This is a genomic window from Undibacterium sp. KW1, assembly GCF_009937955.1.
GTDB lineage: Bacteria > Pseudomonadota > Gammaproteobacteria > Burkholderiales > Burkholderiaceae_D > Undibacterium.
Window position 1 is genome coordinate 768,085 of record NZ_AP018439.1, and the last position, 14,337, is coordinate 782,421.

At 52.7% G+C, this 14,337-nt stretch carries 12 protein-coding genes; 3 read left to right on the forward strand and 9 right to left on the reverse strand.

The genetic code is table 11. The annotated features are described in order from the left end of the window. Positions 1-2: 2 nt before the first annotated feature. The 4 genes from UNDKW_RS03525 to UNDKW_RS03540 all read right to left on the reverse strand — a co-directional run bounded on the left by UNDKW_RS03525 (position 3) and on the right by UNDKW_RS03540 (position 6,199). Entirely contained in the window at positions 3-824 is an 822-nt protein-coding gene (locus tag UNDKW_RS03525; protein WP_197893086.1) for an ABC transporter substrate-binding protein, read from the reverse strand. A gap of 194 nt (positions 825-1,018) precedes the next feature. Then, positions 1,019-2,410 (reverse strand): MBL fold metallo-hydrolase, encoded by a 1,392-nt coding sequence (locus UNDKW_RS03530; protein ID WP_162057606.1) that lies wholly within the window; start codon positions 2,408-2,410, stop codon positions 1,019-1,021. 311 nt (positions 2,411-2,721) lie between these two features. Beyond that, a complete protein-coding gene (locus tag UNDKW_RS03535; RefSeq protein WP_162057607.1) occupies positions 2,722-5,079 on the reverse strand; it encodes a DUF6600 domain-containing protein in 2,358 nt (785 codons plus the stop codon). A 127-nt stretch (positions 5,080-5,206) separates the two neighbouring features. Then, positions 5,207-6,199 carry an alpha/beta fold hydrolase gene (locus UNDKW_RS03540; RefSeq protein ID WP_162057608.1) on the reverse strand — a complete coding sequence of 331 codons (993 nt, stop codon included), beginning with the start codon at positions 6,197-6,199 and terminating at the stop codon, positions 5,207-5,209. Between the two features lie 87 nt (positions 6,200-6,286). Here UNDKW_RS03540 and UNDKW_RS03545 point away from each other — a divergent pair, with 87 nt between their 5' ends. Then, complete coding sequence (locus tag UNDKW_RS03545; RefSeq protein ID WP_162057609.1) at positions 6,287-6,958, forward strand: TetR/AcrR family transcriptional regulator; 672 nt, start codon at positions 6,287-6,289, stop codon at positions 6,956-6,958. Between the two features lie 161 nt (positions 6,959-7,119). Here UNDKW_RS03545 and UNDKW_RS03550 read toward each other — a convergent pair whose 3' ends face one another. Next, positions 7,120-9,108 carry an OPT family oligopeptide transporter gene (locus UNDKW_RS03550; protein ID WP_162057610.1) on the reverse strand — a complete coding sequence of 663 codons (1,989 nt, stop codon included), beginning with the start codon at positions 9,106-9,108 and terminating at the stop codon, positions 7,120-7,122. A 317-nt stretch (positions 9,109-9,425) separates the two neighbouring features. On the opposite strand from UNDKW_RS03550, the gene UNDKW_RS03555 reads away from it, so the two are divergent. Continuing rightward, the gene (locus UNDKW_RS03555; RefSeq protein ID WP_162057611.1) at positions 9,426-10,637 is read left to right on the forward strand and encodes a hypothetical protein; all 1,212 of its coding nucleotides are present in this window, start codon (positions 9,426-9,428) and stop codon (positions 10,635-10,637) included. On the opposite strand, the gene UNDKW_RS03560 is transcribed toward UNDKW_RS03555, so the two are convergent. Continuing rightward, entirely contained in the window at positions 10,634-11,320 is a 687-nt protein-coding gene (locus UNDKW_RS03560; RefSeq protein WP_162057612.1) for a flavin reductase family protein, read from the reverse strand. The genes UNDKW_RS03555 and UNDKW_RS03560 overlap by 4 nt on opposite strands. A 609-nt stretch (positions 11,321-11,929) precedes the next feature. Next, positions 11,930-12,379 carry an Lrp/AsnC family transcriptional regulator gene (locus tag UNDKW_RS03565; RefSeq protein WP_162057613.1) on the reverse strand — a complete coding sequence of 150 codons (450 nt, stop codon included), beginning with the start codon at positions 12,377-12,379 and terminating at the stop codon, positions 11,930-11,932. Between the two features lie 134 nt (positions 12,380-12,513). Between UNDKW_RS03565 and UNDKW_RS03570 the strand changes: the two genes are divergently transcribed. Continuing rightward, entirely contained in the window at positions 12,514-13,131 is a 618-nt protein-coding gene (locus UNDKW_RS03570) for a LysE family translocator (RefSeq protein ID WP_162057614.1), read from the forward strand. A gap of 31 nt (positions 13,132-13,162) precedes the next feature. Here the strand turns inward: UNDKW_RS03570 and UNDKW_RS03575 are convergent, their stop codons facing one another. Then, complete coding sequence (locus UNDKW_RS03575; protein WP_162057615.1) at positions 13,163-13,468, reverse strand: putative quinol monooxygenase; 306 nt, start codon at positions 13,466-13,468, stop codon at positions 13,163-13,165. 37 nt (positions 13,469-13,505) lie between these two features. Then, positions 13,506-14,327, reverse strand: a complete 822-nt coding sequence (locus UNDKW_RS03580; protein WP_162057616.1) for an AraC family transcriptional regulator — start codon at positions 14,325-14,327, stop codon at positions 13,506-13,508. Positions 14,328-14,337 lie beyond the last annotated feature (10 nt).

Consider the following 14,337-nt stretch of genomic DNA (forward strand, 5'->3'; position numbering starts at 1 on the left):
ACTCAGGGCTTGCCGGGCGGATCAAGCCGTATTACTGCCATCGGTGGTGGCTCATTCGGCAGCCACTTCTGATGGATGCGGGCGAAGTGGCCTTCCTTCTTCAGCCAGCGCAAGGCATCTTCCCAGACCTTGATCGTGGCTGGTGAGGTGGAGGTGGAGAATGCCAGGTACAGTTCCAGACTGTCGAGAACTTTGACCTTCTCCACATCATCTGCAGTGTGACCAATCTCCTTGAGTACCGATGACACCACCAGGCTGCCTTCCACCCATAAATCGAAACGTTTGGCCAGCAACATATTCGCAATGATTTGCGGTGTCGGTGCCTGCTCTATATTTTGAAAGCCCTTCTTGCGCGCGGTATCTGCGAAGATGCTGGAACGATAGGCGCCTACCTTGAGTTTTTGTATTTCATCGCCCATGCTATGCAGACGAGCGGCATTGCCTTTGCGGGTATATAAAGATGTGGTTGAGACCGCAATCGGACCTAGCAAGACCATGAGTTTTTCGCGCTCTTCAGAACGTCCAACCGTGAACAACAGGGTATTGGGTTCTTCCAGCAAGGCCTTGTAGCCGCGTGCCCAGGGTACGACTTGTATGGGTTGGCTGTTGCCTATGTGTGCCTGCATGGCTTGCACGACCTCAACAGCCATGCCCTCTGCCTTGTTACCACTGCCAAAGCTGATGGGGGGCCAGTCTTCGGTGAAAATCTGCAGGTCTTGCGCCATTGCAGGCATCATAAAACCGGGCAATGCCAGTATGCCAAGCAGCAGGATGTTAAGCAGGTGCGAATAAGCCTTGCAGGTGGAGAGATTTTTCCGGCGCATCTTGAACCATTATCTTGTTGTGCAAAATGCAATTAGCATTTGCGGACTGCGATGATAGTGTCTTGCGTGTGTATTGCATTACCGAAATTTACAACAATTGCTGCCCTGAAGATAGCTGTACACAAAAACTGTGTCGCTTATGACGCATGCCGACACAGTTTTCTACAAATGGAATTTGAGTTTTTGGCGGGTTTTCAGTTTTTTTTAGCCGCTGGTTTTTCTGTCATTCTCAATTCCAATGCTTTTTTAAATTCTGTGAAACTACCGCTGCGGCCATGTACGCCAACCAATTGCTGTACTTGCAGCTGATGTTGTGTGATCAGGCTGTCCAGCTCCAGGCCGACATCAAACACCGGTGGGATGGGGCCGATTTCAGGCAGGTAAAACAGGTCACCCTGAAACAGCGTCTGGGTGCTTTTGTCATAAGCTATCAGCATGTCAGATGCATGGCTGCTGGCGATGGGATAAATGTGTATGCTGCGGCCACCGAGGTCAATATCAAACACGCTGGCGACTTCCTGCACCTTGCTGGCGACCAGTTGGCCCAGTTGCCTTTCGATGGCCAGGCGTCCATCCTTTCCCGCGAGGATGTGCATGCCATCCTGTATGTAAGACGGCGCACCGGCTATGTGGTCGCGGTGGCTATGTGACAGTACCAGGTAGGCCAGCTTGCGGCCAGGAGCAGTCTGTTCTATCAATGCCCTGACTTTGGCTGCTTCTGCTGCACTGACAGGCGCATCATAGATTGCCACGCTATGCTTTCCGACCGAGAAAGCCGTGTGATAGCCAGACTCACTACCATCAACCCGGTAAGTGCCAGGTGCTATCATGGTGGCGCGCAGTGCTCCCTTGTCCTGTTTTTCTATATACGTTGCTGGCAGCGCAAAGCTGTGGGCATCAACATGCTCTCTCACTGCCGCACTGATCTTCCATTGCAGTACCAGCCGCCCACCGTTTTTTACTGTGATCTGCCGGGGCTGCCTGAAATTTTGCATACTGTTGTAATCGGCGTATTCATAAGTGGAGGCCGCGGTTTTTGCACTCAATACCTGGCCGCTGCTGCGCTCTATGATCATGCTGGCAGGGCGGCCTGCGACATCATTGAAATTCACTTGCTGGTAATTTTTATTTTCAGCACCTGGTAAATCGATGGGCATGCGCATGCTGCCAAGTTCCAGCAGGAGTACCGGGCTCAGGTATAGCAGGTCGGCATATTCATTGCGTGCCTCAGCTGCATTCTCGCGCTCTATCTCAATGCCTTGCCGCCATTGCAGCAAATCCACCGCTGCCGCACCGTCTTTGTCGCCAGTCGTCAGAAATTGAAAGCGTATATTGCCTGGCCAAACAGATTCACTGATGGTGCGAAACTTCCCATCTTTTTGTAGTATTACTTGCTGCTTGAGTTTGATTTCTTGTTGTGCATTTTGTGGTGTCGCAGCCTGGTGTAATGCAAAACGCACGCCCCGCATCTCCAGAGTGATTGCACAAGCAGAGGGCATGTCTTGCGCCATGATGCGGCTGGCAGAAAACAAAATACAGATACCGGTAGCAGCCAGTATCAGCCGCAAGTTATGTGATGCATGCATGGTCGTCTCTCTTTATTGGGTGAAGGTAGTGGAACTGTCAGCCTTGATATGGCACACAGCTTTGGGTAAGAGACGGCGGGGCTGGTTCAAAAAATCCAAACCTCGGCAGCATGCTTTCGTCACATCACAGTAAAGCGTGAGACGGTAAGGAAGGAAATACAGGCATGAGAATGAAAAGGGGAAAGGCTGCGATTGCCACATCCGCCGCGAGACATGCGTGTCAGCTCAAGCTGCTTTAGAAAACGCGACGAAAAAAACCAGCCTGTAATCCCTGTGACAGGGCAGGCTGGTTTTTTGCGGGGCATTAGGTTCTAGCGTTCGCTTAAACCACGCATCTTCGCATTGCGTGCATCATCCTTTTCTTTTGCCGGTTCAGCCCTTGGTGCTGGAGCAGGCGCGGGTGCCGGGGCAGCCCGTGGCGCTGGAGCCGGGGCTGCTGCTGGAGCGGGAGCAGGCATATGCACTATCGCTGGGGCCGGTGCCTGTCTCTGTTCCATTCTTGGCTCCATCCTCTGTTCCATGCGTGGGGCCTGCTGTGGTGCAGGCTGTATCATGGGTTGCGGAGCCTGTCTTTCTACCGGCCTTTCCACAGGCCGCTCTACCGGTGCGACTGGCACTGGTCTCTCCCTGACTCGTTCAACCGGTCTTTCATTGCCGCGGTCTATACGCTCTGGCTGGCGTTCCACACGTATTTCCTGTGCTGGATTATTATTGATGCCATTACCATATCTGGATGACCTGTCATTGTTTTCAGCTGGTCTGTTTTGGTTCACAGGATTGGGGCTGCCCATGATCGCATTATTGACCGGGGCATTCGCAGCAGGCGAGCGCACAGGTGGATTACTGATAACATTGACCGGCGGTGCCACATTCGGTGCAGCATTATTGTTTGGTTGCACATTCACTGTTGCCGCTGGTGGATTAGCTGATGGATTATTCAGTTGCGGACGCTGATAGACATTGTTGCCCTGGTTGACGTTGTTAGGTGCACCATTGCCATAGATGCGGGGCGCGTTACCCTGTGTCTCCGGGCTGCGGTTCATATTGCCCATGCCCTGATTGGCCGGGTTATTCGCAGGGGCAAGACTATTGCCGTTGGCAGGTGGCGTATTGACCGCATTTGAAATAATGCCCGACACAGTATTTGGCTGTGCATTCGGTGTTACGACTGCATTATTTTGCCCGCGTGGGTAGCCATTGATTTCTGCCGGGCGGTTCACTGGCCTGGCTTCATTCGGATTCAGGTTGGTGATTGTGCCCACGCGGTCATTGCGTGCTGGTGGCATGTCCAGATTTCTTTGCCTGAATTGTTCCGCGTTACGCAAGTTGCCCTGGCGTGCTTCGCCAAAACGGTTATTACTGACCGGCGTGATATTCGGTGCCTCAGTGACTACTACCGGGGCCTGGCGGTTTTGTACTGCTGCGACAGGGTTTCTGGAGACGGGCAATACATGCTCACCGCGTACAAAGGTGTTGGTGGGTACGATGGTCACGGCATTACGCACACCCTGGTTCACAAAGCGGGCATTCGTGATCGTGCTGTTGACCACCATGTTTTGATTCAGGCGTTGTATGTACTGGTTACTATGGGCGTAACCTGGCTTATAGACTTCACCAGGCCCCAGCGGGAACCAGGCAACCGAAGGATGTGAACCCGGTTTGGAACCATAATAATTATTGATGTAAGTGTTGCCGCCGACAAAAGCCACCAGAGCCGGTGCATATACCGGACGGATATGATGCTGGCGTGGTCCGGGCACCCAGGCCCAGCGTGTGCCTACATAAGCCCAGCGGCCATAGTGATAGGGTGCAAATCCCCATGGGGCACGATCTACCCAAGTCCAGCCCCAGGGGGCAACCCAGACCCAGCTACCATCGCGGTACGGCGCCCAGGTCGCGCTGACCTGGCGCGGGTACCAGACTGCGCCATAATCGCTGGTGGTTTCCCATGAACCATATTGATCAAGCTGTTCATAGCCTATGACTTCACGCGAGACATAACGCACGGTCTCTACATTCTCTTCTGCACGGTCACGGTCAGCAGCCCATAAATCAAAAGTATCGGGCGGCGGTACATAGCCTATCATCGTGTGCTGCAGGTTGCTGCCAGAAAAACGCGATTGTTCACCTTGTCTGATGGTGACGGTATCACGCTCGCCACGGGCAACAGCGGTACCACGCCTGACCAGTACAGTGGTGGTATTGTCGTCGTTAACATTGATGCGGTATTCACCTGGCTCTTGCAGCGAGAACACCAGGTTGGGTGTGCGTATGTCAAAATTTTCGCGGTTGCTGAGTTCGCGCACGCGTATCACCATGCTGCCCTGATTCAGGTCGATTTGCGTGTTGTCGTCATCCAGCAGGCTGAAACTCATGCGTGTGTTTTCTGCCAGGCGCAAGGCATTTGGCCCCACATGCATTTCTGCCCTGCCCGCATAGGGCACCTGAAGGCTGTCGCCGGTAGAGATGGGGCGGTTTTGCACCAGTGAGCTCCAGCTATTGCTGCCCGCATCGGCAAAACTGACATTGCCGTAGGAGTAACTGACCCTGGCGACGCGGCCTGGCGGCTCATCCTGAGCCTGGGCCGAGCCTAAATAAAACAGGCCCGCCACTGCCAGGGCGGCAATTTTCATTAAAGGCTTGTTGTGCGTACGAGTATGTGCTGACATGAATTTCTTCCTGCGCGGTAAGATAGGCTGAGCAAATCTGCTCCATATACCCCTTAACGCACGAACAGTGGTTTTGGATGTCAGGCAATTTCACATTGTTTGAAATTTTTGCTGTGCGTTGCACAAGTTAATACAAGGTTGAGCCATGATTGAGGGGGATTGTGCTCAGCCATTGTTGTCCAAGTGCCAGTAATTCTTTGTTAAACTCTGTTTGCAAAGAGAAATGTCCCCAGTCTATTTCTGCATAACTTTTGTTACCGGCCAGCCGCTGGTAGCAATCCAGTGTCAATTGCGGATTGACCATCTTGTCACGTTTCTGGTTGATGACCAGCACAGGCACATCAGTATTGGCTTCTAGCGGTATCACAAAAGGTGTCGCCAGCATGCTGGCGAAATAGCGCGCCGTCACTGTACGCAGAGTCAGCGGATCAGCCTGCCATCTGGCGTAAAAGCCCAGAGCCAGGTCGCGTTCATCGACCATGTTTTCAAAACGTGCGAGCGGGCGGTAGGGCAGGCGCATGCGAGGTACGATTTTTGCCAGCAGGCTACCCATTGCCTTGCACATCCTGGCAAGACCGGGGAGTTTTGCCAGGCCTGCAAAGCGGGTAAATGCGAGGCCAGTGACCGGGTCGCCAAAATCATACAGATTCAGGCAAACCGCCGCGACTGGCGGCCTGCCCTGTTTTGCCAGCACGGCAGCGGCGGCGTACGTCAGGCCACCACCTATGCTGCCGCCGCAAAGGTAGAGCGGGCCGCTAAACTCTGTTCTGGCCCAGTTTGCTACATCGACGATGTTCTGCACGGCTTCTGCCACGGTAAAGTCGCCCATCGCGCCGCCAGAGCGCCCCTGGCCTTTCTGGTCAGGCACGATGACGGTATAACCCTGCTCATAAAAAGCCAGTGCCAGGCCAACAAACAAACCGCCGTATCCACCGCCACCGTGATTCAATATCAGCACAGGGGCAGCTTTATCCTGTTGCTGGTACAGGTCTATATGCAACTCCACCCCCGTAGATTGCAGATGGCGTGTTTGCACCACGGTCAGCACGCGTGCCAGCAGAGCTGGGTCGTGATAGCAGTGCCAGTAAGTCTGGCTGTGGCGTGCCTGATTCATATTCATGCTGCGATAGTCCGGTCAATGTGTGTAGGACTATAATATGAATAATTATTCATATTGTCTATTCGCATTCGGAGGCTGCTTACTGCCATGTCTAAATCACGTAGTCAGCCTCTCACCCGGCCTAATAACCGGCCTAATAACCGGCCTATAACCCAGCCTTTAAAACAGCCTTCCCAGCAGCGTTCCAAGGTTACCGTGCAGGCTATCCTGGAAGCAGCTATTCACATTTTTGATGAATATGGCTATGCCGCTGGCACGACTTCACGTATCGCCAGCCGCGCCGGGGTCTCGATTGGTTCACTCTACCAATACTTTCCTAACAAGGATTCGATATTGACGGCATTGGCCGAGCAGCATCTGGCCGAGGGACTGGCTCTCAGCATGCGCCTGCTTGAGACCCTGCGCACGACCACACAAGCGCTGGAGCCGGTATTGCATGACATCGTCGGCCACATGATTGCCTTGCATGAGCACAATCCCGGCTTGCACAGGTTGTTATATGAAGAAGGCTTGCTGCCCGCACAATTGCGGCAGACTGCGAAACAGGCAGAACAGTTTTTGATAGAAGAGGTGGCACGTTGCCTGAGTTTGCGAGCTGACGTTGCAGCAGTTGCTGACCGCCAGATGCAGGCTTATTTTGTCGTGCATGCGATTGAGCATTTCACGCACAGGCTGGTAATAGACCAGGCACCGGTGGAGTTTCAGTTGCGGGGGAAGAGCGAACTGGTCGGTATGCTGCAAAGGTATTTGCAGGCGTAGACCTGGAAGGGGCCTAGGTTGGGCGAAGCTTCGTAGGTTGGGCTACGCTTTACCAGCCCAACACTGGGCTTCTGCAAACGTATACGTTATTTAAACGCCGAGTGTTGGGCTGGTACCCCGCAGCCCAACCTACAAACGCAGCCCAACCTACAAACGTACAACTACATCATCACATTAATAATGGCATTACCTATCCCCAGGATAGCCGCACCCGAGATCAACCCTGCACTGATAGCCTCGCAACCCTCTACCCAGAAAGTATGGCCTTTCGTGCCTTTTTCAGCATTTCTTTTGCCCATGTACCAGAATATCAAGGCACCCAGCCACATGGCGAAGCAGGATTCTGGTGGCAAGACTACGCCCAGTCCTATGGATACTGAAGACAGCGGCAAGCGGCCACGGGTGATGACATTGGTCACTTCAATGAACACTGCGCACAGGCCCGCTACCGCCATGGCGATGATGGCAGAAGTCGGCAAGCCACTGACGCCCTTGGCAATGATCTCGGCCACACCCTTCCACTGCAAGGCAGACGGGAAGGCGAATTGCTCACTGACGATAGTCGCCGTGCTGCGCAAGCCATTCGCATCTGGTGGCAAGAACAACAGGAAGAACAGCGGCACGCAAGCCAGTGCACCAGAGACAATACCAATGATATGGCCAATGACCTGGTGACGCGGTTTGCCACCCAGCATATAACCAGGTTTGATATCCGACAGCAATGAAGACGCATTGAAGGCGATGTCTGCTGTCATACCGGCTGGTAAAAGGTTATTGGCCGGATTGCTGCGGTCTATTGCACCCATGCTGAATTGCGTGATCTTGGCCAGCGCACCGATAGGTGCCCAGGAAGTCAGCGCCATCGCATTGATACAGATGATGGTCAGCACAAAAATCAGCGGGAAAGCGATCAGCGCCATGATGTAAGGCACGCCAAACAGGGTATTCACCAGCCAGGCAGCAAGTGCACACAGGATAGGTACACCTACATAAGAAATCCACAGCGGTACTTCAATATCCTTCAAAGGATCGGGTCCGGACTCTTTTTCTTTCTTGCCGCCGCCAGTCATGGATTTGAAGGCCGCCTTGAACAGCTCAGGTTTGGCCAGCAAACCAACCATGGAGCCCACCACCATCATCGTCACTGCCCACCACAGGCCCCACTGGTTGACAATCTCGGTACGGGAAATGGCGACTACCGTGCCATTTGGCAAAGTGCGCGCAGCGATATCGCCGTTTTGTATCATCCACGGCGCAAGGATCACAAAGTTGATGAAAGCACCCAGCATGACGCTGCTGGCAACCCGTATGCCCATCAGGCCACCAACGCCAAACATCGCAACGTCCAGATTCAGGCGCAGGCCGAGTTGACGTATATCGGTACCCATGATCTTGGGTATCCACCACTGGAACTTCATGGCTGCCGTGTAGTAATAAGTATCCAGGCGCTCAGGCAGGTTCCAGGCTTCTGTCATGCCTGCCCATTTGTCCATGCGCAAAATCTTGAACTGTATCAGCCGCATCCAGCCATCGCTGACGATGATCTGGTACAAACCGGCAAACAAACTGGTATAACCGAGCAGCTTGGCCTTGTAGATGCCGCCGCCTGCACCGTCGGTGTAGAGCGAGTCAAGTACCACGCCACAGGCGCGGCCTTCTGGAAAGGGCAATTGGTCTTCATTGACAAAGCGGCGCTTCAGCGGGAATGCGACCAGCACACCGATCAGCGCGACCACCACGACCCAGATCAGCATCTGCCACCAGGGGATGATCTTGCCGGTGATCAGCATATACGCCGCCAGGCTGGAAATCATGGGGTTGACCATGTAGCCAGCAGCAGTGGCGACCGATTGCGTGAGGTTGTTTTCCAGTATGCTGTAGTCGGCAGTCACGCCCATGCTATGCAAGATCTTGAAAATCGCAAACGACAAAATCACTGAAGTCAGGCCTACACCAATACCGATACCGGTCTTGGCACCGATATACAATGCCGTGGCGGCCAGTATGCCACCCAGCAAGAAACCTGTCAGGGCAGAGCGCAGGGTGAGCTGTGCCATGTCCTTGCGGTAGATGTTGTCAAACCACCATTGATCCTTCTGTCGTCGTGTCCAGGTGCGTATCTGTTCATCATCCAGCTGTTGCAGAGCCATGTATCCTCCATTTTTATTAAGGACTGACGCAAAACCACCCCGACTGCACAGCAAAGACTGGCAGCAACAATTTTGCGTAAGCCCTGATTGTGATCTGCTGCCTTGTGGGCTGCGCATCTATCCTCAGTGTCACGCCATGGCTCAATTTTTGTAAGGATGAGCTCAGGCGGTAGCGCAATATAGTGTTAGCTGAAGATCATGTCAATTTTTGTGCACTGCGCTGATGACATCAGCCTGAACTTGAACAAGCCACAGGCGTCCAACAGCAGTAAAATGCTGGCAACAATATTTCTATAAATACATGCGGAGAACATTTCATGGAACTCAATCAGGTGGCAGAAGCCTATGTCAAACTCGTCCTGGCAGTTGGTCAGCATGATCCCGGCTATGTCGATGCCTATTACGGCCCTGCAGAATGGCAGGCAGCATCGCAAAAACTGCCCCTGGCAGACTTGTTGCAGCAGGCAGAAGAACTGACAGCACAGGCGCAAGCCCTGCCAGCAGCAGTGGCCGGCCAAGAGCTGCGCCAGGATTTTTTACGCCTGCATGTAGCCGCCGTGCGCACCTACATTGCTCATCTGGCAGGTCATAAACTGTCTTTCGATGATGAATCGCAAGCCTTGTACGATGCCCGGTCACCTGAACTGAGCCCGGCAGATTTCGACCCCATCCTGGCTGAACTGAGTCAGCTACTGCCGGGTGAAGGTGATTTGAATACCCGCCTCAGCACTTATGCAAAGCAGTTTGAAATCCCGCAAGACAAGCTTGATGTCGTGTTCAAGGCTGCCATCAACGAATCCCGCGCCCGCACCAGGAAATACATCAGCCTGCCGGAAGAAGAAAATTTTGAGATTGAATATGTCAAGGACCAGGTCTGGAGTGCCTACAACTGGTACAAGGGCAATAGCTATAGCCTGATACAGGTCAATACCGACCTCCCCATGTTCATCAGCCGCGCCATTGACCTGGCAAGCCATGAGGGCTACCCTGGCCATCATGTCTTTAATCTGCTCATAGAAAAACACCTGGTCAATGACAATGCCTGGGTCGAGTACAGCGTTTATCCCCTGTATTCACCGATGTCCTTCTTGGCCGAGGGCAGTGCCAACTACGGCATAGAAGTCGCCTTTCCGCATGCAGAGCGCATGGCATTTGAAAAAGAAACCCTGTTCCCGCTGGCAGGCATAGACCCGGCCAAGGTCGAACATTACTACCAGGTGCAGGCCGTCCTGCAAAAGCTGACTTACGCTGGCAATATGGTCGCCAAGCTATATCTCGATGGTGAAGTCGACACGGAAGCCGCCGTCGCCATGCTGATGAAATACGCCTTGTCTGACGAAGCCAGATCACGGCAACGCCTGCGCTTCATGGAAAAGCATAGGTCTTACGTCATCAACTACAACCTTGGCCAGGATATGACCAAGGCCTATGTAGAAAAACTTGCTAAACCGGGCGATGAGCAAAGCCGCTGGCAAGTCTTTGCCGAGCTGTTGTCCAAGCCCAGGACAGCATCGATGATGAAGGTTTAAGACTCTGACAATGCAGGTATTTGACGGGCCTTATCGACATCCGGACTGCGGTAAGCTTTTTCCGGTATCGTCGATAGGGTAGATGCATGTACCTGCTGATTATCCAGTCCATAGAATTTCTGGAAGCTCATGATCAGCGGCTGCCATTTGTCCGGGTCTATCCGGTCAGGATTGCCATCCAGCAGTAGCGACGCATCCACATGCAGGCGTTGTATGCGCAACTCGAAAGTCAGTATGCCACCCTTGAGCATGGTTTCGTCTTCGGCTATGCCATGCATGGCAGCGACGGTGCATTCCTGTTGCACCAGGCATTCCTGCACCCGTGCGGCGGCCACGGTTTCTGATTTTTGTGGCGTCAGTCCTGCCAGCTCAAATTTGTTTCTCTCCAGCCGGTAACCGCGTGCTGCCTTCCAGGGGGACATGGCATCCGAGCCTGTCGTCAGCGCCAGCTTGTTGACTGCGGCTACTTCACTGACTGAGGCCAGATTGAGTACGCACTGACCATTTCTTTTCAAATTGCGGGCGGTTTGTGAACTCGACCCCACACCTATGAGGGCACGCCAGCCCAGCCAGAAAATGGATGAGATAGGGGCCAGGTTAAAACTGCCATCTTCATTGACGGTGCTGATCAGGATGACGGGGGTGCCGAAATAGAGTATGGCGGATTCGCTGCTGATGTGCATGGTGGCCTCGCATGTTGATTGTTCGATGTTTGATTCGATGGACGGAGTATGCTGGGTGTTAATTGTTTGGGCTGGCTGGAAACGGACGGGGGATTTTTTACGATCAGCTTGAGGGTTTGCAGATATTAACCAAGTTAACGGTTCGTCGTGAAACAGCAATTTTAAATACTTCATTCCAGCGTGGGGTTAGCTGGAATCCACCGGGCTGGCGCTCCAGTGGCGTTCTTAGCCTGTCGTGAAGTGTATAAACTTCTGAATCTTGGTATTTTGGGCGATTTGATTTTCAAATGCCTGCACACGTAATTTAAGATTACCGGCCGGTGGTAGACCGGCAGCTACCCACCTTTTTTTCTCGCCAAAAAAGGTGGGCCAAAAAGGCGACCCAGGCATAGCCGCCCCTACGGGGTTCCCGTTTGCGCAGTACAAAAAATGGGAAGATCCGAGACTCGCTACGCTCAGACAGCGGCTCTTCTTAATCCATTTTCTGTACAGCACAAACGGCGGCTACACATGGGAACTTCGAACGTCAAAAACAACGGCAACCCCAGAGTCAAAACCAACAGCAACGTCAATACAACCAGCGTCACTCTTGCTATCAGTTCACATCATTCATTTACCCTCCACCGGCATCAAAGCCCGCAAAGGTATAGGCGCCGACATGATGATGGAAGTACGCGTCTCACCATAATGATTGATATTCCCGACAAAGCTTTCCAGATGCCGCAAGTCTCTGGTCGCAACGCGTAAAAGAAAAGAATTCTGTCCTGTCACATGCAGGCATTCCAGCACTTCAGGTAAAGATTTGAGAAGAGTAATGAGGCTGGCTTTTTGTGGCTGCGGCACGGTGATACCAATCACGGCCTGCACTTGCAGGCCCAGGGCTTCTGCATTCAACTCTGCGCGGTAGGCTTTGATGATACCCGCTTCTTCAAGGCGCTTGACTCTCTCAGAGGTGGCGGGCAGTGACAGGCCGGTTTCATCGGCGAGTGCCTTCAGGGAGATGCGGGCGTCGCGTTGCAGGGCGGCCAGGATTTTCCAGGCTTTGGCGTCGATATCCATGATATTTAAGTCCAGATGAGGATGCGCAAGAATTATGAAGGCAATGTAGCAGTTTTACCTGAAGTTTTCCATGTTATTCCCGAACTCAAATCTTCATACTGGAGCCATCTCGTATTTGATCTGGGGGAGTATTCATGGAATGGAGTCTGTTTTTAAAGGCAATGCTGATAGGCCTGTCGATTGCCGCACCGGTCGGCCCCATAGGCTTGATGTGCATACAGCGTACGCTGGCATATGGCATGCGCACCGGTTTTGTCAGTGGCATGGGTGCGGCATGTGCTGATGCGGTGTATGGTGCGATAGGGGCATTTGGCATGGTGGCCATCACCGATTATTTTGTGTCGCTGAGTACACCATTGGCAATAGCGGGGGCCGCCTTCCTGGCATGGATGGGTGGCAAACTGCTATTGAGCAAAGCGCAACTTGTGGGCCAGGATGTCGCAAACAAGCAGACTGTGATCAACACATTTTTATCCATCTTCATGCTGACCATCACCAACCCGATGACCATAGTCTCTTTCATTGCGGTGTTTGCCAGCATCGCGGGCCCGGTTGCCGTGCATCCTTCTGCCGCGGCTTTCATGGTCGCAGGCGTATTTTCAGGATCAGCCTTGTGGTGGTTGATCTTGAGTAGTGGAGTAGCATTGATACGCAAGAAAATCAGCACCACAACAATGATGCTGATTAACCGCGCTGGTGGGTGTTTATTGCTCGGGTTCGCGGCATGGCAAATACTGAGTTTGCGTACCTGAGCGAGATACCCGGCGCTGAACGATAATTGCGCTAAGCCTTCATGCTTGTATGAGCAAGGGTATCGCAGAAAGTGATCACTGGTGGATTTTCCAATAAAGCTTCCATGCGTTGCAATGCTGCCGTAACAGGTTCAGATTGCAGATGTACATCGCAGGCAGCCTGGTCGCGGTATAACTCATACACTATGAAATTATTCGGTTGATCCTGCTGCTGATGTACTGCATAAAAAATATTGCCCGCTTCATCTTGTGTTGATGCGACCAGTCTTTTCAGTATGGTTTTAACTTCGCCTCTTGCGGCAGTTTTCGCTTGCAGTTGAGCCAATAATAACAACATGTTTTACTCCGTAATGTTCAGGAACAGTCAGTTTATTTTAAAGGCTCAGACTGGCATTGTAAAAATGCGTCTTCGTGCGTGCCAGCTTCAGGTATGGCTCGGGGCTGCTGCCAGTGAGCTTTTTAAAGTCATGGATGAAATGCGCCTGGTCATAATAACCGTGATCCAGTGCAGTGACCGCAGCATTACTTGCATCGCTTAACATCAGGCTGCGCACGGCATGCTGGAAGCGGCTCATGCATTTCACCGTGTTGGCAGTCTGCCCGCTGACAGCCAGGAAGCGGCGTTCAAACTGGCGCCTCCCGATGTGAAAATGATCGGCCAACTCTTGTATGCTGATGTCTGCATATCGTCGATAGAGCAGAGGCATGGCTTGTTCTATCAATGCATCTGCTGCTGCCAGGCGTAGTTGCCCGAGCAGGAAGGCATTGATCAATTTCAGTTTTTCTTGCAGCGTATCCGCAGATGACAATTGACTGCATAAGCCTCTTGCCGCCTGACCCCAGATGTCTTCTGCTGTCACGGTCTGGTCAGCCAGCTCACGCATGGGGATGTCGGTAAAGCGCGGTAACATACCTATCTTGAAACGCACTGCGATAAAGCCAATATCTGCCGCAGCAAAAAGAGCAAGCTTCTGCTGGCGCATGCACAGCAAATGACTGGGAGCCAGTTTTTCCAGCTTATCTGTGACGCTATTACGAGACTGAAATGGCGAACCATAATGAAAATACAGCTCCGCCCCTGTGCCAGGTAATAGTTCTGGCAAGGCGATGATTTCATCCGCCTCATTCTCCCAGCCCCAGATGCGATCAATGTAAGGATGCAACTGCGCTACAGGTTGCGCCTGAAATTTTTTCATTATGATTTGA